Annotated in this window: 18 protein-coding genes; 6 read left to right on the top strand and 12 right to left on the bottom strand. The window is 67.9% G+C overall.

The genetic code is table 11. The features are described from left to right. Positions 1-373: 373 nt before the first annotated feature. The 5 genes from BLV94_RS23910 to BLV94_RS23930 form a co-directional block, all read right to left on the bottom strand. Positions 374-1123, bottom strand: coding sequence for a Fic family protein (locus tag BLV94_RS23910; protein WP_072938038.1), 750 nt, complete (start codon positions 1121-1123; stop codon positions 374-376). A 31-nt stretch (positions 1124-1154) separates the two neighbouring features. Beyond that, positions 1155-2891 (bottom strand): dipeptide ABC transporter ATP-binding protein, encoded by a 1737-nt coding sequence (locus tag BLV94_RS23915; protein WP_072938107.1) that lies wholly within the window; start codon positions 2889-2891, stop codon positions 1155-1157. Positions 2892-2896: 5 nt separating this feature from the next. Continuing rightward, entirely contained in the window at positions 2897-3871 is a 975-nt protein-coding gene (locus BLV94_RS23920; protein WP_072938040.1) for an ABC transporter permease, read from the bottom strand. Further along, positions 3864-4790: an ABC transporter permease gene (locus tag BLV94_RS23925; protein WP_072938042.1), complete on the bottom strand. Its 927-nt coding sequence runs from the start codon at positions 4788-4790 to the stop codon at positions 3864-3866. Before BLV94_RS23925 ends, BLV94_RS23920 begins: the two co-directional genes overlap by 8 nt. Before the next feature lie 122 nt (positions 4791-4912). Further along, a complete protein-coding gene (locus BLV94_RS23930) occupies positions 4913-6529 on the bottom strand; it encodes a peptide ABC transporter substrate-binding protein (protein ID WP_072938044.1) in 1617 nt (538 codons plus the stop codon). 316 nt (positions 6530-6845) lie between these two features. Between BLV94_RS23930 and acs the strand changes: the two genes are divergently transcribed. Beyond that, complete coding sequence (acs, locus tag BLV94_RS23935) at positions 6846-8840, top strand: acetate--CoA ligase (RefSeq protein WP_072938046.1); 1995 nt, start codon at positions 6846-6848, stop codon at positions 8838-8840. Positions 8841-8891: 51 nt separating this feature from the next. On the opposite strand, the gene BLV94_RS23940 is transcribed toward acs, so the two are convergent. Further along, positions 8892-10709, bottom strand: a complete 1818-nt coding sequence (locus tag BLV94_RS23940) for an adenylate/guanylate cyclase domain-containing protein (RefSeq protein ID WP_072938048.1) — start codon at positions 10707-10709, stop codon at positions 8892-8894. A gap of 71 nt (positions 10710-10780) precedes the next feature. Further along, positions 10781-12166 carry an MFS transporter gene (locus BLV94_RS23945; RefSeq protein ID WP_072938050.1) on the bottom strand — a complete coding sequence of 462 codons (1386 nt, stop codon included), beginning with the start codon at positions 12164-12166 and terminating at the stop codon, positions 10781-10783. A 176-nt stretch (positions 12167-12342) separates the two neighbouring features. On the opposite strand from BLV94_RS23945, the gene nhaA reads away from it, so the two are divergent. From nhaA to BLV94_RS23960, 3 genes are read left to right on the top strand one after another with little or no spacing between them, the layout of a single operon-like run. Continuing rightward, positions 12343-13578 carry a Na+/H+ antiporter NhaA gene (nhaA, locus tag BLV94_RS23950; protein WP_072938051.1) on the top strand — a complete coding sequence of 412 codons (1236 nt, stop codon included), beginning with the start codon at positions 12343-12345 and terminating at the stop codon, positions 13576-13578. Further along, positions 13575-14099, top strand: coding sequence for a phage holin family protein (locus BLV94_RS23955; RefSeq protein ID WP_072938053.1), 525 nt, complete (start codon positions 13575-13577; stop codon positions 14097-14099). The genes nhaA and BLV94_RS23955 overlap by 4 nt, the downstream gene beginning before the upstream one ends. A 9-nt stretch (positions 14100-14108) precedes the next feature. Next, entirely contained in the window at positions 14109-15047 is a 939-nt protein-coding gene (locus tag BLV94_RS23960; RefSeq protein ID WP_072938054.1) for an alpha/beta fold hydrolase, read from the top strand. 3 nt (positions 15048-15050) lie between these two features. On the opposite strand, the gene marP is transcribed toward BLV94_RS23960, so the two are convergent. From marP to nth, 4 genes are read right to left on the bottom strand one after another with little or no spacing between them, the layout of a single operon-like run. After that, positions 15051-16241, bottom strand: a complete 1191-nt coding sequence (gene marP / locus BLV94_RS23965; RefSeq protein ID WP_072938056.1) for an acid resistance serine protease MarP — start codon at positions 16239-16241, stop codon at positions 15051-15053. Beyond that, positions 16238-16999: an NUDIX hydrolase gene (locus BLV94_RS23970; RefSeq protein ID WP_072938058.1), complete on the bottom strand. Its 762-nt coding sequence runs from the start codon at positions 16997-16999 to the stop codon at positions 16238-16240. The genes marP and BLV94_RS23970 overlap by 4 nt, the downstream gene beginning before the upstream one ends. Next, positions 16996-17658 carry a TlpA family protein disulfide reductase gene (locus BLV94_RS23975; protein WP_072938059.1) on the bottom strand — a complete coding sequence of 221 codons (663 nt, stop codon included), beginning with the start codon at positions 17656-17658 and terminating at the stop codon, positions 16996-16998. Before BLV94_RS23975 ends, BLV94_RS23970 begins: the two co-directional genes overlap by 4 nt. Positions 17659-17670: 12 nt before the next feature. Beyond that, positions 17671-18516 (bottom strand): endonuclease III, encoded by an 846-nt coding sequence (gene nth, locus BLV94_RS23980; protein ID WP_072938061.1) that lies wholly within the window; start codon positions 18514-18516, stop codon positions 17671-17673. A 21-nt stretch (positions 18517-18537) separates the two neighbouring features. On the opposite strand from nth, the gene BLV94_RS23985 reads away from it, so the two are divergent. Next, positions 18538-18810, top strand: coding sequence for a hypothetical protein (locus BLV94_RS23985; protein ID WP_072938063.1), 273 nt, complete (start codon positions 18538-18540; stop codon positions 18808-18810). A 218-nt stretch (positions 18811-19028) separates the two neighbouring features. Beyond that, positions 19029-19703: a Crp/Fnr family transcriptional regulator gene (locus tag BLV94_RS23990; protein ID WP_005256089.1), complete on the top strand. Its 675-nt coding sequence runs from the start codon at positions 19029-19031 to the stop codon at positions 19701-19703. Positions 19704-19766: 63 nt separating this feature from the next. On the opposite strand, the gene BLV94_RS23995 is transcribed toward BLV94_RS23990, so the two are convergent. After that, positions 19767-20558 carry an MBL fold metallo-hydrolase gene (locus BLV94_RS23995; protein WP_072938065.1) on the bottom strand — a complete coding sequence of 264 codons (792 nt, stop codon included), beginning with the start codon at positions 20556-20558 and terminating at the stop codon, positions 19767-19769. Position 20559: the final 1 nt, after the last annotated feature.

Here is a 20559-nt window from a genome sequence, read left to right on the forward strand (position 1 = left end):
CTTGCTGTGAGGGGGGTCACGGGGTACAAAGGAGTTACGGAAGAACGGAAGGCCAAGGTCGACCCAGAAGAGAAGGATCGATCTCCCGACCAGGATTCCCAGCACGGGCACTAGGCACCCACGCGAAGCATAAGCCACTATAAGGGCAAAAGCGTTGTGGGCCTGCGAGACTCGAGTCTTCACCGGCAAGGACCCTGCACAGGTTGCAAGGACGACCCGACGATATTCGGACTCTCGCCGAGGCCACCCACACAACCCACCATTGCACGCTTGGTAACCGGTTGTCCGTGCTAACGGGCGGCGAAGTCGACACCAGTCGGCAGCGCCGCCCGTTTCACATGTCGGGAACATGTTGCAGTGCAACGGATTCGAGTTAACTTGCCGCCGCTTCCGCGATGGACGTGGCCTCACGGGCCCCGGCCTCCAGCGCACCGCAGCAGAGGACGACCCAGCTCCCGACCCCGTCCGGCTCGCCCGAGGCGAAGGCCGCTGCCCCGTTGCGGTACGCCTGCTGCCGGCGCAGCCAGCTGACCTCCGGAACCCCGAGATTGTGGGGATCGAGCCCGCTCGACACCGAGACCAGACGGGATGCGGCGCGCGCGACGATGCCGTCGCCCACCCCGAACGGCCTCAGCGTCAACAATTCCCCGTGCACCACAGCCGCCAGAACGGGCGCGGGTGCAGCGGTTCCTCCCGTCACGAGCTGAGCCAGACCGTCCAGCCGCTCCGCGACGCCGGACCCGGCTCGCGGCCTGCCGAGCAATTCCTGATCCTCCACGAGGTCGGCCGCGGCCAGCAGATGCAGCCGGGCAAGGGCCTGCAGGGGCGCCCGCTGCCACGTGGACTGCAGAAGCGTGAGGGCGTCACCGTCGAGAGCCTGCCCGACGCGCAGGGCACCCGACAGGATGGGGTCGCCGGCCTCGCCGGGGGCGGGCAGTTCGGTGCTGCCCCCGTCCAGCGACGCGGAGGCGCGGGCCGCCCGGACCGCCGCCTCGGCCGCCGTGGTCGGCCAGCCGCGCCGGTTGGTCTTGTGCCGGTGAACCGCGCCGAGCGCGTCGCGCGCACGGTCCGCGGCTTCGCGGACACCGGGAAGGTCGACGAGGGGCTGCAACGGGTCGCTCACGTACTGGAACGCTACCCGGCGCCGCCGCGGGTCAGGCGCCGAGCCGGATCGATCCGCCGGGAATCGCGTCCAGCAGCTTCCGCGTGTACTCCTCCTTCGGCGACGTGAAGACCTCGTCGGTGGTGGCTTTCTCCACGATCGCGCCGACAGACATGACGAGCACGTCGTCGGCGATCTGCCGCACCACCGCCAGGTCGTGGGTGATGAACAGGTACGTCAGCCCCAGCTCCGCCTGCAGGTCGTTCAGCAGCGTGAGGATCTGGTCCTGGACCAGCACGTCGAGCGCCGACACCGCCTCGTCGCACACCACCATCTCGGGCTGCAGCGCCAGCGCCCGGGCGATCGCCACCCGCTGCCGCTGGCCACCCGACAACTCGTTCGGGAACCTCCGCATGACAGAAGCCGGCAACGCCACCTTGTCCAGCAGGTCGCGTACCCGCGCTTCCCGCTCCGCCTTCGTCCCCACCTTGTGGGTGCGCAGGGGCTCCTCGACGGTGCGGAAGATCGAGTACATCGGGTCGAGCGTGCCGTACGGGTTCTGGAAGATCGGCTGCACCCGCCGGCGGAACGCGAACGTCTCCCTGCGGTCCAGCGTCGCGACGTCCTTGCCGTCGAACACCACATTCCCCGCCGTCGGAGCGAGCAGTCCCAGCACCATCTGCGCGACCGTCGACTTGCCCGACCCCGACTCGCCGACGATGGCCGTGGTCGTCCCACGCCGGACCGCGAACGAAACGTCGTCGACGGCGGTGAAGTCGGTGGACTTCCGTAGCCCGTGGCGGATCTTGAACACCTTCGTCAGCCCGGTGGCCACGACCACGTCGTCGGTGGCCTTGCCGAATTCGACGCCGATCTGCCCGTGCTCCTCGGCCTCGCCCACCACCTCGAGCGCGTGCTCCCGGATGTCCGCCCGGGCCAGCGAAGAACTCCGCCGTTGCGACGCCAGCGACGGCGCCGCGGCCACCAGTTTCCGGGTGTACGGGTGACGCGGCCGCTGCAGGATCTCCAGCGCGGGCCCCGCCTCGACCACCCGTCCCTTGCTCATCACGATCAGGTGCTCCGCCCGCTCGGCCGCCAGACCGAGGTCGTGGGTGATGAGCAGGACCGCGGTGCCGAGTTCGTCGGTGAGACCGTCGAGGTGGTCGAGGATCTGACGTTGGACCGTCACGTCGAGGGCGGACGTGGGCTCGTCCGCGATCAGCAGTTGCGGGCGGGCCGACAGCCCGATGGCGATGAGCGCGCGCTGGCGCATGCCCCCGGAGAACTCGTGCGGATACTGGCCCAGCCGGTTCTCGGCGTCGGCGAGGCCCGCCTCCTCGAGGAGTTCGGCGGCCCGCGCCTTCGCGGCCTTGCCCTTCGCGATCCCGTTGGCTTCCAACGCCTCCTCGATCTGGAACCCGACCTTCCACACCGGGTTGAGGTTGGACATCGGGTCCTGCGGGACGAGGCCGATCTTCTTCCCGCGCAGTGCGACGAACTCCCGCTCGGGCGCCTCCGCGAGGTCCTGCCCCTCGAACAGGATCCGGCCGCCGGTCACCTTTCCCGTTCCGGGCAGCAGGTTGATGATCGCGTGGGCGGTGGTGGATTTGCCCGAACCGGACTCACCGACGATAGCCACCGTCTGCCCCGGATACACCGTGAGGCTGGCCCCACGCACCGCGGGCACGAGCCCGGAATGGGACTGGAACGACACCTCCAGGTCCCGGATCTCGAGCAGCGGCACCTCGTCGGCCGAATTCTGCGGTCCGGCCGGATCGTTCGCGGTCATCGCGCTCACCTCTTCCGGGCCTTGGGGTCGAGCGCGTCCCGGAGAGCGTCGCCCATCATGATGAAGCCGAGGACCGTGATCGCCAGGGCGGTCGCCGGGTAGAACAGGATCGGCGAACCCTGGCGCAGGGTGACCTGGGCGGTGCTGATGTCTCCGCCCCACGAGATCTCGGTGGACGGCAGCCCGATGCCGAGGAAGGACAGCGTCGCCTCGGCCACGATGTAGATGCCGAGGGAGATGGTCGCGATCACGATGATCGGAGCGAGGGAGTTCGGCAGCACGTGCCGGATCAGGGTGCGCACGTTCGAGACGCCGAGCGCCCGCGACGCCATCACGTAGTCGTTGCCCTTCGCCGAGATCACCGCGCCCCGAGCGATTCTCGCCATCTGCGGCCACCCGAACAGGGCGAGGACGACGATCAGCGTCCAGATGGTGCGGTTGGTGAACAGCTGCATCAGGACGATCGCCGCGAGGATGAGCGGGATGCCGAAGAAGATGTCGGCGACCCGGGACAGCAGCGAGTCCACCGCGCCGCCGTAGAACCCGGCGACCGAACCGAACACCACGCCCACCACGAGCACGATCGACGTGACGCCGACACCCACCAGCACCGACGCCCGCGCCCCGTGGATCGTGCGGGAGTAGATGTCGCAGCCCTGCTTGTCGAATCCGAACCAGTGCCCCGCCGACGGCCCCTGCATGCTGAACGCGAGATCGCAGAACCGCGGGTCGGTGCTGGTGAACACGTCCGGAAACGCCGCCACGGCGATCACCACGACGATGATCACCGATGCGACCAGGAACAGCGGGCGCTTACGCAGATCGCGCCATGCATCCGACCACATGCTCGTCGGCGGCTGGTCGATGTGGACGGCGTCGGTCTCCCCGGGCGCCGCCACTTCCTCGGGCGCCACGAAATGCGCCTGACGGGTCTTCCGGTCGCCCGTTCCGGCGGACTCGTTCTCCACTTTCTCAGACATAACGAATCCTCGGGTCGAGCGCGGCGTACAGAAGGTCGACGATCAGGTTGGCGAGCAGATAGATGACGATCAGCACCGTCACGAAGGACACCACCGTGGGCGCCTCACCGCGGGTGACCGCCTGATAGATCGTGCCGCCGACACCGTTGATGTTGAAGATGCCCTCCGTGACGATCGCGCCGCCCATCAGGGTGGCGAGATCGGCGCCGAGGAAGGTGACCACCGGGATCAGCGAGTTCCGCAGCACGTGCACCTGCACCACCCGGCGCCGCGAAAGACCCTTGGCGGTCGCGGTCCTCACGTAGTCGGCGGTGAGGTTCTCGGCGACCGACGTCCGCGTGAGCCGGAGCACGTACGCGAACGACACCGACCCGAGGACGAAGGCGGGCAGCAGAAGATTCTTGAAGCTGGTGTTGCCCCCGACCGTCGGCGGCACCAGCCCCCACTTCACGCCGATGAAGAACTGGGCGAGGAAACCGATGACGAAGATCGGGATCGCGATGATCACCAGGCTGACGAGGAGGACGGTGCTGTCGAAGATGCCGCCCTTGCGGAGCCCGGCGAACAGGCCGAAGCCGATCCCGAAGATCCCCTCGATCGCGAGTGCCATCAGAGACAACTTGATGGTGATCGGAAAGGCCTGCGCCAGAACCTCGCTGACCGGGCGACCGGAGAAGGACGTACCGAAGTCGAGCGTGAAGATGCCTTTCAGATACAGGAAATACTGCATCAGGAACGGTTGGTCGAGGTGGTACCGGGCGCGGAGCTGCGCCGCCACCGCGGGGCTGAGGGCCTTGTCGCCCGCCAATGCCGCGATCGGGTCTCCGGGCAGCAAGAAAACCATCGCGTAGATCAGGAACGTGGCCCCGATGAACACGGGAATCATCTGGAGCAAACGGCGACCGACGTACCAGAGCATCGGATCACCTCCTATTCGTCGGGGGCCGTGACGTCAGGAATCCGGAGCCTCGGCCCGTATTCCCGAACGGGGCCGCGAACTGACAGCTCGCGGCCCCACCCGTCGGAGAAAACTCCCGTGCGTCAGTTCTTCTCGATGTCCGAGTACATCGGGATGCCCTTCCAGTCGATGACCACGTTCGACACGTTCTCGGACCAGCCGCTCGCCGCGTTGCGGTACCACGTCGGGACCGCGGGCAGGTCGTGCAGGAGAACCTCCTGCGCCTGGTTCAGCAGGTCCTGCGCCTTTCCGGGATCGACCTCACCCGCGGAGGCTCGCAGCAGCCGGTCGAACTCGGGGTTCGAATAGTCGCCGTCGTTGGAGCTGCCGCCGGTCTGGTAGTTCTGCGCGAGGAAGCCGTACTGCTGCGGGTAGTCGCCCTGCCACCCCGAACGGAACGCGCTGGGGATGGTCCGGTTGGTGGCCTCCGTGCGAATCTGCGCGAACGTCGGATACTCCTTGCCCTTCGCGTCGATTCCGAGGGTGTTGCGGATGTTGTTGGCGGTGGCGTCGACCCATTCCTTGTGGCCGCCGTCGCCGTTGTACGCGATCTCGAAACTGCCCGACCACGGGGCGATGGCGTCGGCCTGGGCCCACAGCCTCTTCGCCGCCTCCGGGTCGTACTTCAGGTTGCTGTTGCCGACGAGCGAATCCGACCAGCCCTCGATGGCGGGGCTGGTGAAGTCGAGCGCGGGGGTGCGGGTGTTGTTGTAGATCTGCTGGGTGATCTGGTCTCGGTTGATCGCCATCGAGATGGCCTGCCGGCGCAGCGTGCCCTCCTCACCGCTGAAATGCGGTAGACGGCCCGGGATGGTGAACGTCTCGATGGTCGCGGACGGCTGGTTCACGGTGCGACCCGGCAGGTCGGTCTCGAACGTGGTGACGGCACTCGGCGGCACCTGGTCGAGGACGTCGACATTGCCCGCGAGCAGATCCGTGTATGCCGTGTCGAGGCTGTTGTACATGACGAAGTCGACGCCGGCGTTCTTCGGCTTACGGTTGCCGTTGTAGTCGGGGTTCACGACGGTGTCGATTCGCACGTTGTGCTGCCACGCCCCGGGACCCGACATCATGTATGGCCCGTTGCCGATGGGATTCTCGCCGAACGCGGCCATGTCCTGGTACGCCACCGCGGGCAGCGGGTAGTACGCGGCGAAACCGAGACGGTCCGGGAAGGCGGACTCGGGTTGCTTCAGTTCGATCGTGAACGTCGAATCGTCGACCACCTTCAGTCCCGACATGGTCTGCGCCGTGGGGTTCTCGGCAGCCACCTCGTCGTAGCCCTGGATCGGGTCGAAGAAGGACGCCTGGAGCTGCGCGTTCGTCGACAGCGCGCCGTAGTTCCAGGCGTCGACGAACGAGGCCGCGGTGACCGGCGTGCCGTCCGTGAACGTCCAGCCGTCCTTCAGCTTCACGGTGAAGTTCTTGCCGTCGGTCGTCTCGATGGACTCGGCGACCTCGTTGTTCACTCCACCGTCGGAGTCGTAGGAGACGAGCCCCGCGAACAGCGCATCGACGACGCGGCCACCCTGATTCTCGCTGGTATTGGTGGGAATCAACGGATTCTGCGGTTCACCTGCCCAGGCGTTGACGATTCCGCTGCCACCCCCGCCCGTCGAGTCACCGGACGAGCAGGCGGACAGCATCCCTGCTGCCAGGCCAACCGCCAGAACGGCGGTTGCCACACGTGTGATGCGCAAGACGATCCTCCCAGATCTGCATGGTTCCGGGCAGCCGTGCCGGGCGCAGCCCGAACGATGGGATGACGATAAGTCAACGTTTCAATCTGTGTGGCCACGACGGGTGAAACTCGCGGAATCGGCATCCGATCGAAACATCGTCGGCGCTGGGGTCGCCACTCGTCGTCCGCGCTTGCCGTCCGTCGCGCCCATTCGACCGATCGTCGCAGAATATGGGCATGCAACCTTGTGCAACGGTGCGCTCGGGAGCCCTTGTGACTACCCTCACACGTGCTAGAAGTGCCGAATTCGAGACTGGAAAGAAGGCCGGCCCACAATGACCAGTGCAGCACAGGCGAGCGGAGCGACGGGGAATGCCGCACAGGCGAGCGGAGCGACGGATCAGTCGGACCACTCTGATGCCGTCCCGCAGGTATATCCGCCGAGCCCCGAGTTCACCGCCGCGGCCAACGCCGGCCCCGAACTGCAGGCTGCCGCAGACGAGGACCGACTCGCATTCTGGGCGACACAGGCCGAGCGCCTGCACTGGCACACGCCCTTCTCCGAGGTACTCGACTGGTCCGACGCACCCGTCGCGAAATGGTTCGTCGGCGGCGAGTTGAATGTCGCCTACAACTGCGTCGACCGGCACGTTCTCGCCGGCAACGGCGACCGCGTCGCCATCCACTTCGAAGGCGAACCGGGCGACACCCGCGACCTCACCTACAACGACCTGCTCACCGAAGTCAGCAAGGCCGCCAACACCTTCACCGACCTCGGACTCGTCGCCGGCGACCGCGTCGCGATCTACATGCCGATGATCCCCGAGGCCATCGTCACCATGCTCGCCTGCGCCCGCCTGGGCCTGACCCACTCGGTGGTCTTCGCCGGCTTCTCCGCCAGCGCCCTGCGCTCCCGCATCGACGACGCCGAAGCCAAGCTCGTCGTCACCGTCGACGGGCAGTGGCGCCGCGGCCAGGCCGCACCCCTCAAGCCCGCCGTCGACGAGGCGGTCGACGGGGCCGCGTCCGTCGAGCACGTCCTCGTCGTCAAGCGCACCGGCATCGACGTCGCGGTCACCGAGGGCCGGGACCTGTGGTGGCACGAGACCGTCGACAAGGCCTCCGGCACCCATCAGGCGACCCCGTTCTACTCCGAGCACCCGCTGTTCATCCTCTACACCTCCGGCACCACCGGAAAACCCAAGGGCATCATCCACACCTCCGGCGGCTACCTCACCCAGGCCTCCTACACCCACCACAACGTCTTCGACCACAAGGCCGGCCAGGACGTGTACTGGTGCACCGCCGACATCGGCTGGGTCACCGGCCACAGCTACATCGTCTACGGGCCCCTGTCCAACGGCGTCACCCAGGTGGTCTACGAGGGCACCCCGAACTCCCCCGACGAGCACCGCCACTTCCAGATCATCGAAAAATACGGTGTCAGCATCTACTACACCGCACCCACCCTGGTGCGCACATTCATGAAGTGGGGCCGCGACATCCCCGACGCCCACGACCTGTCCAGCATCCGGCTCCTCGGCTCGGTGGGCGAACCCATCAACCCCGAGGCCTGGAAATGGTTCCGCGAGGTGATCGGCGGCAACCAGGCCCCGATCGTCGACACCTGGTGGCAGACCGAGACCGGCGCCATCATGATCTCCCCGCTGCCCGGGATCACCGCCACCAAACCCGGCTCCGCGATGGCACCGCTGCCCGGCATCTCCGCGAAGATCGTCGACGACGACGCCAACGAACTCGGCGCCGGCGGCTCCGGCTACCTCGTCCTCGACAAGCCGTGGCCGGCGATGCTCCGCGGCATCTGGGGCGACATGGACCGCTACCGCGACACCTACTGGTCCCGCTACCCCGAGCAGGGCTGGTACTTCGCCGGTGACGGTGCCAAGTACGACGAGGACGGCGCCCTGTGGGTGCTCGGCCGCGTCGACGACGTCATGAACGTCTCCGGACACCGCATCTCCACCTCCGAGGTCGAATCCGCCCTCGTCGGACACCACGGCGTCGCCGAGGCCGCCGTCGTCGGCGCCGCCGACGAGACCACCGGCCAGGGCATCGTCGCGTTCGTCATCCTCCGCGAAGGTGTGGAGAACACCGGCGACACCCTCATCGCCGAACTCAAGGCCGAGGTGTCCCGGGAGATCAGCCCGATCGCCAAGCCCCGCCAGATCACGATCGTCCCCGAACTCCCCAAGACGAGGTCGGGCAAGATCATGCGACGCCTGCTCAAGGACATCGCCGAAGGCCGCGACCTCGGCGACACCTCCACCCTCGTCGACCCCAAGGTCTTCGACGCGATCCGCGGCAAGTAGGGCGCTCCGCGCCCCGTGAGTGGTTGACGAGTCTCTGCACTCCTCAACCACTCACGGGCGGCGAAGCCTCCACAGCGTCTGCTCCTCGCCGATTCCCTTCAGCCCGGTGGTGAAGACGTCGCACCGGTAGCCGGACGTCGCGAGCAGCGGCGCCACCTCCGGGTCGTCGTGAACGGCCCGGGACAGGACGATGTCGCCGCCCGCGGCACAGCCCTGCACCCGGGCCGCCAGGTTGACCGTCGCACCGAAGTAGTCGGTGCGGCCGGCGTTGTCGATCATCACGGCGGGCCCCTGGTGCAACCCGACTTTCAACGACACCGAGTCGTCGTCGCCCAGGTGCCGGCGGCGGAAGTCGTCCCAGCCCGCCTGCATCGACGCCGCCGCAGACCAGCCCTCCCGCGCGTCGGCGAACGTCGCCATGACCGCGTCACCCATCTGCTTCACGACGCTGCCGTTCTCGCGGACCACCGCGTCACGCAGGTAGCGGAAATGGCTCTGCACGAACGCAAACGCCCGGACGTCGCCGATGCGCTCGTACAGGGCGGTCGAACCGCTCAGATCCGTGAACAGCACCGCCAGGTTCGCGATCCCGATCTCGTCGCCCGGCGCCACCCCCTGATCCGGGAACAGGTCCTGGAAACCGTCGAGCGACGTCACGAGCGCGCCGGTCGCCGCAGCGTCCTTCCACCGCTCCCGCTCGACCACCACAAGCGCCTCACCGGGAAGCCGGTTCGCGACCTCCAGCAGGCAGGCACCGTCGGTGCCGGGCGCATCACGCACTCGGAGTTCACCGGGCCCGCAGTCGACCCGAAGCGTGCCGCCGGCCGGACCGACCTCCCAGGCCACCGGGGCGCCCACCTGGTAGCACCGGATGCGCAGCCACCCGGGGTCGAGTTCGAGTCGCTCGCAGCGCCGCTCCCCCGGCTCGAGCCGCAACTGAGCCACCGCCGACGGTGAATTCGCCGGACCACCGATGCAGTACCGGGCCCGCTCCGCCCGGCGGACCGCCGGGTTGACGTCGAAGCGGATCTCCACCGACCGCGCGAGGTCCGTGTCGAACGCGATGTCGCAGGTGTCGCAGTGGACGCGGCTCGGCAACTGTCGAATGTGGGCGGCGTCCTCGCGGGCGGTCCGGCAGACCGGGCACAGCACGCTCCAGCTCAGGTCCAGCAGACCACAGTCCGCGGCGTGGAGGAAGACGTACAGCAGCTGTATCCTGTCGGCACCCCAGCGGTCCGCAAGCTCGAACGGGCGCATGCCCGTCACCTCCAGGTCGGACGCGGTCCGCAAGTGGGACTCCAAGCGCCCGATCAGGTTCGGGGCGTCGTGCGATCGCGACAGCTGCGCCGTGCGGAGTTCCAGCCTGCCTGCGTCGAGTTGCTCCGGCGGCGGCAGGGCGGGGACGGCATGCGCGCGCGGGTCGCGGACGTGTCGTTCCAGCGCGTGCGCGAGCGCCACCGTCTTCCTTATTCCCGTGCGCGCCAGCAGCGTTCGCGCGGCGATCGTCCCGAACCGGGTGCGCGGGACGATCCGGGCGAACACCTCGACCTCGGTGGCGTCAGCGGCCGGGTGGAGCCGGACACCCGTGGACACCTCCACGAGCGGACCGCGGGAGAAACGTCGAAGGACCTGATAGAAGCGGCCCTCGACCCACTCGAACGGGAACTCCTCGTACCGCACCCGCCGCCCGTACGAACGCGTCTCCGCGGAATAGTGCCCCTTGCGCCGGCGGTCCAGCATCGGAGCGAAGCGCACCGGCGACAGATCGATGTTGCGATTGAGCCGATCGGTATCGGCGAGGAACGACCACAGATCCTGCTTCGGCAGCCGGATCCGGGCCGTCCTGGACAGCAGCACGGCTTTCGCCATGCAAGAACTATAGGCGCTCCGCGCCTGTGCGCCTTTCTGGTTGCTCCTGCTACCAGAAAGGCGCACGGGGACTACACCCCTACGTCGTCGAGGGACTCGTTCTTCGTCTCCTTCATCACCAGCAGCGCGATGAACGTGAGCGCGGCGGCGATCAGCAGGTAGATGCCCACCCAACCGACGCCGTACGACGTGGCGAGCCAGGTGGCGATGAACGGTGCGACGGCGGCGCCCAGGATGCTGGCGGTGTTGTAGGCGATCCCCGAACCCGTGTAGCGCACGTTGGTCGGGAACAGCTCCGGCAGAACGGCGCTCATCGGCCCGAAGGTCATTCCCATCAACAACATTCCGATTGCCAGGAACACGAGCATGCGGGCGTTGCCCATGCCGTCCTGGTTCAGCATGACACCGAACGTGAGGCCGAACAGCATGATGAACCCGGTGATCGTGAGCAGCGTGATGCGGCGCCCGAAGCGGTCGGCCAGCCACCCCGACACGGGGACGGCGGCCGCGAAGAACAGGACCGCGACCAGTTGCAGCACCAGGAAGTCGGTGTAATGGAACCCGGCTCCCGTGCCGCCCTGCGCGGGGGTCTTGCCGGTGCCGTAACTCAGCACCCAGGTGGTCATGATGTAGAAGAGCGTGTAGGTGGCGAGCATGACGAACGTGCCGATGATCAACTGACGCCAGCTGGTCTTGAACACCTCGGCGATCGGGGTCTTCACCTTCTCGCCGCGCGCGACGGCGCGGGCGAACACGGGCGTCTCCTCCAGCTTGAGCCGCACGTACAGACCGATCATCACCATGATCGCGCTGAGCAGGAACGGGATCCGCCAGCCCCAGGTGAGGAACGCGCCGTCCAGGTCGGGGCTGCTGTTGTCGTGGTCCAGGAACAGCGTGATGATCAGGAACAGACCGTTGGCGAGGAAGAAGCCGATCGGCGCGCCCAGCTGCGGCCACATGGCCGCCCACGCGCGCTTGCCCTTCTGGGCGGTCTCGGTCGCGAGCAGTGCCGCGCCACTCCACTCACCGCCCAGTCCCAGACCCTGGCAGAAGCGCATCAACGCCAGCAGCGCGGGCGCGACGATGCCGATCTGATGGTAGGTCGGCAGCAGACCGATCACGAACGTCGCGATGCCCATGGTGAGGAGTGAGCCGACGAGCGTCGTCTTGCGTCCGATGCGGTCGCCGAAGTGGCCGAACAGGATCGAACCGAGCGGCCGGGCGACGAAGGCGAGACCGAACGTGGCGAGGGACGCCAGCAGGGCGGTGGTGCCGTTTCCCTTGGGGAAGAACAGATGCGGGAACACGGATACGGCCGCGGTCGCATAGATGTAGAAGTCGTAGAACTCGATGGACGTTCCCACCATGCTCGCAACGACGATCCGGCTTCTGGGTACGCCGGCGACGGTGGCCCCGCCGTCCGGTTCTGGCTTCGACGTATCGACGGCACTGCTCACTCGACTTACTCCTGCACGATGCTATTTCAACTATTGGGACGACAGTCCATTCCTTAGGAATTGAACACCTCGTGTCTTTCGCTTGGCAAATTGGATAAGCTCTCCTCGGTGCGCCGGGAAGTCTGGTCGGCAGAGCATTTGCCGTACCCCGACCACATCGAAAGCGAGCGACCCCGGTGACCCAGCCCCTCCGCTCCGAACTCTCCCGCTACCTCCGCACCGAGACGGTCGGCGGTTCGATCCTGCTCGCCGCCGCCGCGGTCGCCCTCCTGTGGGCGAACTCCCCCGTCTCGGATTCCTACTTCGCGTTGCGCGACTGGACGATCGGCCCGGAGGCGCTCCACCTGAACCTGACGGTCGGGACGTGGGCGCAGGACGGGCTGCTGGCGGTCTTCTTCTTCGTCGCCGGCCTGGAACTGAAACGAGAACTGGTGGTGGGCGAACTCGCCGACCGCAAACGTGCGCTGCTCCCGATCATCGCGGCCTGCGGCGGGGTGGTGGTGCCCGCGATCATCGCCGCGACGATCGGCGCCGGAACACCCGGCATGGACCGCGGCTGGGCCATCCCCGTCGCCACCGACATCGCGTTCGCACTGGGTGTGCTGGCGCTGACCGGGTCCCGCATCCCCGCGAGCGCCCGCGTGTTCCTGCTCAGCCTGGCCGTCGTCGACGACCTTCTCGCGATCGTGCTCATCGCCGTCCTGTTCACCAGTTCGATCGCCGTGCTGTGGCTGCTGGGCGCCGCCGTGTGCCTGGTCGTCTACGTCGTCGCCCAGCACCGGCGCATCACCACTCCACTGCTCTACGTTCCGCTCGCACTGTTCGCCTGGTACTGCATGCACCAAGCCGGAATCCACGCCACGCTGGCCGGCGTCGCTCTCGGCCTCCTCACCCGGGTGCGGCGCGACCCCGGCGAACGCGAATCCCCCGCGTCCCGCCTCGAGCACCGCATCCAGCCGTTGTCGGCGGGCTTCTGTGTCCCGGTGTTCGCCCTGTTTGCGTCCGGGGTCGCCCTCAGCAGCGAGCTCCTGGGGCAGCTGTTCACCGACCCCATCTCGCAGGCCGTGATCGCCGGGCTCCTCGTCGGCAAGACCGTCGGCATCTTCGGCGTCTCCTGGCTCGCGATCCGCCTGGGTATCGCGAAGAAACCGCGTGCACTGGGGTTCCGGGACATGTTTGCCCTCTCAGTGCTCGGTGCGATCGGGTTCACCGTTAGCCTTCTCGTAGCGGATCTCGCGCTTGCGGGAATCGGTGACGGCAGCGCGGCCGAAATAGCTAAGGTCGCGGTGCTCGTGACATCGTTGACAGCGTCGCTGATCGGATCAGCGTTACTGTGGCGACGCGGTCGGGCCCATGCGGCCCGGCAGGATGACTCGGACGTGCAAGAGCTACCTGGAGGGGTCGACAAGTGAGCATCACTCACGGCAAGGGAGACAGCCCGCGTTATACGGGAGACGGGGTGCCGAACACGGTGTCGTCGATCCCGCTCACGGACGTGGACGCTCAGACACCCGGCGAGGCGAGCCTCGGCACGCTGGTCAAGCATGCGACCGCGCAGGTGTCCACCCTCGTCCGCGCCGAGGTCGAGCTCGCGAAGGCCGAGGTCACCGGTGAGGTCAAGAAGGGCCTGCAGGGCAGCCTGTTCTTCATCCTCGCGTTCACCGTGCTGCTGTTCAGCTCGTTCTTCTTCTTCTTCTTCCTCGCCGAACTCCTCGACGTGTGGATCGCCCGCTGGCTGGCGTTCCTGATCGTCTTCCTGATCATGCTCGTGGTGACGGCGATCCTCGCGCTGCTCGGTTATCTGCGGGTACGCAAACTCCGCGCACCCGAGAAGACCATCGACTCCCTGAGGCAGGCCAAGACGGTGCTGCCCACGTCGTACTCGGATGCGGAGGCCCATCTCGCATCGCCCACCGGACGTCACGCGCGGTAACTCGCTCCTGTGGCACCACCCGATCCGTCCACCGTCCGTTTCGACGGCCCCTGGATTCATCGCGACATCCATGCCAACGGAATCCGATTCCACACCGTCGAGGTCGGCGCATCCGCACCGGATGCGCCGCTCGTCATCCTGCTGCACGGGTTCGCGGACTTCTGGTGGTCGTGGCGCCACCAGCTGACCGCGCTGTCCGAGCAGGGGTACCGGGCCGTCGCCGTCGACCTCCGCGGCTACGGCGATTCCGACAAACCGCCGCGCGGCTACGACGGGTGGACGCTGGCCGGCGACATCGCCGGCCTGATCCGGGCGATGGGCTATGGCGAGGCAACACTGGTCGGGCATGCCGACGGCGGCCTGGTCTGCTGGGCCACGGCGGTCCTCCATGCTCGTCTCGTCCGGTCGATTGCACTGGTCAGCTCGCCGCATCCACTCGCGCTCAAGCAGGCCGTCCTCCACGACCGCTACCAGCGCAAAGCTTTGCTGCCCTCGTTCGTCTCCTGCCAGGTGCCGTGGCGTCCCGAACGTCGCCTCACCCGGGACAACGGGTCGGAGGTCGAGCGGTTGATCCGCGAACGCTCCGGCCCCGGCTGGACCGAGAATCCGGAATTCGACGTCGTCGTGTCACGGATGCGGTCGGCGATCCAGATTCCCGGCACCGCGCACTGCACCCTGGAGTACCAGCGGTGGGCGTTCCGCAGCCAGTTCCGGCCGGACGGCAGCCGGTTCATGGCGTCGATGGATCAGACGCTGCGGATCCCCGTCCTGCACCTGCACGGCGACCTCGACCCGTACGTGCTCGCGGACACCGTGCGCCGCAGCCACCGCTTCGCACCCACCCAGCAGATGCAGACCGTGCCCGGCGTGGGCCACTACGCGCACTGGGAAGCCCCGGAACGCGTCAACGCCGCACTGCTCGACCTCGTCGCGCCCCGCACGGCCTGACCGTCAGAGGATGCACGCCCCGGTGTCCACGGCGACCGACGCCCCGGACGCCGCCTGCAACTGACGCGACACCTCGGCGGCGGTGAGCACGAACCCGGTGTCGCTGTTGTCGACGGCGGCGCCGAAGACCACCCCGAGCACCCGGCCGTCGCTGTCGACGAGCGGTCCGCCGGAGTTGCCCTGCCGGATGGAACCGCGGACCGTGTACACCTCACGCTGGACGGTGCCCGCCCGGTAGATGTCGGGACCGCTGAGGTCCAGGATCTCCCGGACCCGCGCGGCGCTGGCCGTGTACGGGCCGCCGCCCGGGTAGCCGAGCACCAGCGCGTTGTCGCCGGTCTGCGCCGGCTCGGGGGCGAAGTTCAGGACGGGCGCGTCCAGTCCGGGCACCTCGAGGACCGCGACGTCGGCGGACGGGTCGAACAGCACGACCTCGGCGTCCATCGGCCCGTTCGCGGTGTCGACGACGATCCCGGCCGTTCCCGCGACCACGTGCGCGTTGGTCATCACCCGGTCGGGTGCCACGACGAACCCGGATCCCTCCAGCGCGCGCTGGCAACTCGGGGCAACACCCCGGATCCTCAGCACGCTCGACTGCAGCGAGGACGCGACGGGGCTCTCCAGGACGCTGGCGTCCGGCGGGTCGACGGTCGTGATGGGGGTGCGCCCGAACGGCCCGATGACGTCGGGAAGCCCGGACGTGTCGAGCAGCGCGGTGAACTCGGTGGGCAGTTGCCGCATCCAGGCGGGCGCGATGTTGTCGACCGTCTCGAGGACGGTCGACCCGCGCACCGCCGCCGCCAGCTGAGGCTGGGACGAGGACGTGAGCGGGATCGCCAGCAGCCACGCCGCGACGAACACCGCGACCGCCTGTACGCAGGCGCCGATCACGCTGTCGACGGACCGCGCGACCGGACTGTGCATGCTTCCCCGCGCGGCTCGGCCGAGGACCATGCCCGCGACTTCGCCGACGATGACCAGCACCACGATGAGGGCGATGCCGACCAGCACGCGACCGCGGCCCTCGTCCACGTGCACCAGCACGTGGGGGGCGATCAGGATGCCCGCGACCGCGCCCAGCACCACGCCGATGAAGGCGAGTACCGACGCCACGGCGCCCTGACGCCAGCCCGACGTCGCGGCGACGAAGGCGATCAGCACGATCGCCAGGTCGATCCAGTGCGAGCCCGTCATCGCTCGGCCGCCGGCCGGCCGTGACCGTGGGTCAGGTGGTCGTCGTCCAGGTCGTTGTCGAGTTCGGCGAGGACGGTGTCGAGGTCGCGGATGTCGTGGCGGTCCCACTCCTGTTCCCAGCCGGAGACCGCGAACAGGGCGGCCAGGATGCCGGCGGTGAAACCCCACACGAGCATGCCGTCGACGGCGAACGCGGGCCCCTGGTATCCGGCCGGGTGGCGCACCTGGAACCGGTTCCGCGGATCGATCAGGGTGTGCACGGGAACCCGGGCGACGCGTTCGGCCTCCGCGGGATCGACCACGCCGACCGCGCTGGGCTTCTCCCAGTACGCGAGGACGGGAGTGACGTCGAAGCCGGACGGCGGGATGAAGATCTCCTCGAGCACGGCGAGTGGGCGGACACCGGACGGGTCGAGTCCCGTTTCCTCCTGGGCCTCCCGCAACGCGGTGGCGATGGGTCCCTCGTCTCCGGGATCGCTGGCACCGCCCGGGAATGCCACCTGACCACTGTGCTGACGCATCGTGGACGCACGCTGGGTGAGCAGGACGTCGGCGCCGGCGGGCAGGCCGCCCGACATCAACGGGTCCGCCTCGACGGGACCGCCGAACAACACGAGCACCGCCGCCTCACGGGTGATCGCACCACGGGGTGCGCGCCGATCGAGGACGGGGTTGATCCTGTGCGGGTCGGCCGGCGTGCGGTGCACGACCCGGCGCAGCCAGGGCGGAACGGCGACGCCGTCCACGGAAGACGTCATGCCGCCACCCCCAGGTTCTGTTCGACGGCGTCCGCGATCTCGTCGACACTGCGGAACGGCTGCGGCAGCACCTTCGCCACCGTGCCGTCGGGCCGGATCAGCACCGAGACCGGGAGGACGGGAGGGGCCCCGACCGCGACGCGGACGCGACCGTCGCCGTCTTGCACACCGGGCAGGGTGACGGAGTAATCGATGAGCCGCGACAGCGCGCTGGACTCGTTGGGATCGGTGTGCACCGTAAGCACGGTAACCGCGTCGCCCGCACGATCCGAAAACTGCTGCATATAGGGCAGCTCCTCGGCGCAGGGGCCACACCAGTACGCCCACAGGTTCAGCAGCGCCGGTTTACCACCGAGCGCGGCCGCCAGATCCACCTGACTGCCGTCGCCCACGCATTCCAGCGTGATGCCGGACAGCACCGGATCCGCCGAAGGCCCGGACGCGGCCGCCGGGGCGGGGCACGGGGCCAGGCCCGCCTGCGTCCTCTGTGCCGCGAGCGCGTCGGGATCGGCGCTCACCGACGTCGGGGTGCTGCCGCCCGCACCGAACCGGTCCTCGTACGACGGCGTCTCCGCGTCGTCGCCCCGCGGCCAGATCGCGACGACGAGAGCCACCACGACCACGAGGGCGGCCAGACTCCACCGCGCTGCACTAGACACTCGTATCTACCCTCACCTGCCGGCCAGACGCAGCAGATGCTCCGTCTCCGGTCCACGAACCAGTTCGGCGGCGACATCCGGGTCGATCGGGCCGAGCCCGTACGACGGACAGTCCTTGGCGAGCACACACACCCCGCAGGCGGGCTTGCGGGCGTGGCAGACGCGCCTGCCGTGGAAGATCACCCGGTGCGAGAGCAGCGTCCACTCCTTGCGCTCGATCAGGGCGCCGATCGCGTGCTCGACCTTGACCGGGTCTTCCTCCTCGGTCCACTTCCACCGCCGCACGAGCCGGCCGAAGTGGGTGTCGACGGTGATTCCCGGCACATCGAACGCGTTGCCGAGGATCACGTTGGCCGTCTTCCGGCCGATCCCGGGCAGCGTCACGAGGTCCTTCAGATTGCCGGGGACCTCGCCGTCGAAGCGTTCGAGCAGAGCCTGCCCGAGCCCGATCAGCGAGTTCGTCTTGTTGCGGTAGAAACCCGTGGACCGGATGTACTCCTCGAGTTCGGTCCGTTCGGCCTCCGCGTACGCCTTCGCATCGGGGTAGCGGGCGAACAGCGCCGGCGTCACCATGTTCACCCGCACGTCAGTGCACTGCGCGGACAGGATCGTCGCGACGGCGAGGTCCAGGGGTGTGGTGAAGTCGAGTTCGCAATAGACGTGAGGGAAGGCCTCGGCGAGCCTGCGGTTCATCCGCCGGGCGCGCCGGACGAGTCCGAGTCGGGTTTCTTCCTGCTTCGCGGCCCGCGAACGGGTGCGTCCACGCACTTCGGAGCCGTCGCTGGGGGTCGCATGCACGGGATCAACTCTACGGATACCCGACCGATCCGAATTGCTGCTGTGTCGCTTCTGAGACATTTGCAGTGTTTACTTCCCGGTATGCAAGGTCTCGCTGTGGTCCTCTTCCCAGTGCTGCTGATGCTGTTTGCGCTGGCAATGGAGCGGGTGGAGTTCAGACTCCGCCGGCTCACGGTTCGTCAGCAAGAGGTGGAAGAGTTCCTCGACCAGGCAAGTCACGACGAAGTGGCCACCCTGGCCCACGAAGGTTTCCCCCACGCATTGGCACGCTTCCATCGACGTCGCAAGGGTCGGTCGGGCTTCGAATCCGACGACGCCGACATCACCGGAGTGGGCTCGCGGCGCGCCAGCTGACCCCTGGAAACCCCCGCAAAGACGCACCACCGGACGCATCATCCGGTTAACTTTTGCGACTTCCGTGGCATCGGTCACTCAGACCGAGCCGTCTCAACGTAGACTTCAGAGCCGTACCTGTTGCACAGCGACACGCCGCGGATCACCGGGGCATCGTCGACATGCAGCAAATCGCGCACAATATGCATACAGACGAACAATATTCCCAAGGAGCGCACGTGGACGACGTCCTGGCAAGAGCCGGCATCTTCCAAGGAGTCGAGCCCTCAGCGGTAGCGGCGCTGACCAAGCAGCTGCAGCCTGTCGACTTCCCCCGCGGACATGTCATCTTCAACGAAGGTGAGCCCGGTGACCGCCTGTACATCATCGTTTCCGGCAAGGTGAAGATCGGCCGCCGCTCGCCGGACGGCCGTGAGAACCTGCTGACGATCATGGGCCCGTCCGACATGTTCGGTGAGCTGTCCATCTTCGACCCGGGTCCGCGTACGTCCACCGCGACCACGGTCACCGAGGTCCGCGCGGTCAGCATGGACCGCGAAGCGCTCAAGGCGTGGATCGACCACCGCCCCGAGATCGCCGAACAGCTGCTGCGGGTCCTCGCGCGCCGTCTGCGTCGTACCAACAACAACCTGGCCGACCTCATCTTCACGGACGTCCCCGGTCGTGTCGCCAAGGCGCTGCTGCAGCTCGCACAGCGGTTCGGCACCCAGGAGGCGGGCTCACTGCGCGTCACCCACGACCTCACGCAGGAAGAGATCGCCCAGCTCGTCGGCGCTTCCCGCGAGACCGTCAACAAGGCGCTCGCCGACTTCGCGCACCGCGGATGGCTGCGCCTCGAAGGCAAGAGTGTGCTGATCTCCGACTCCGAGCGCCTGGCACGTCGCGCACGGTAGTCCCCGCATCCACGACTTCGGCCACCCCCTCACAGCGAGGGGGTGGCCGAAGTCGTTATGCGGTCAGTCGAGGCTGCGCAGATAGGCGAGCTGCACGTTGACGGACTTCTCCGCCACCGGCCACAACTTCGGGTCGACGTCGGAGTAGACGTGCTCGACCACCTCGCGGACCGTGGGGGTGCCCCCGAGCGCACCGAGCGCGGCCCGCACCTGGTCGAGCCGCTCCTCGCGATGATCGAGGTACTGCTGCGCCACCACGTTCAGTTCGGGCAGTTCGGGTCCGTGGCCGGGCATCACCCGGTGTCCGGTGCCGAGGTCCAGCAGCCGGCGCAGCGACGACAGGTAGTCGGCGAGGTCGCCGTCCGAGTCGTCGAGCACCGTGGTGCCGCGGCCGAGGATCGTATCGCCGGTGAGGACGGTGCCCTCACCTTCCACGGTGAAGGACACCGAGTCCTTCGTGTGCCCGGGCGTGGCGATCACCGTGACGGTGAGCCCGGCGACGTCGATGGTCTCGCCGTCCACGAGGGGTTCGCCGCCGCCGCGAAGGAACTCGGGGTCCACCGAGCGCACGGGCGCGCCGGTGAGTTCGAAGAACCGCTGCACTCCCCCGGTGTGGTCGAAGTGACGGTGAGTGATCAGCGTCAATGCGACCGGTCCGAGTGCCGCGACGCGGGCGAGGTGCTCCTCGTCGGCGTCGCCCGGGTCGACCACCACGCACTCGTCCCGGCCCGGCGCGCGCAGAATCCACGTGTTGGTTCCGTCGAGCGTCATCATGCCGGGATTGTTTTCGAGCACGACCGAGACGATCGGGGTGACCTCCCGCACCTGGGCGTAGGCCGGATGGGCAAGCGTCATG

Source organism: Rhodococcus koreensis, from assembly GCF_900105905.1.
In the GTDB taxonomy this organism is placed as follows: Bacteria; Actinomycetota; Actinomycetes; order Mycobacteriales; family Mycobacteriaceae; genus Rhodococcus_F; species Rhodococcus_F koreensis.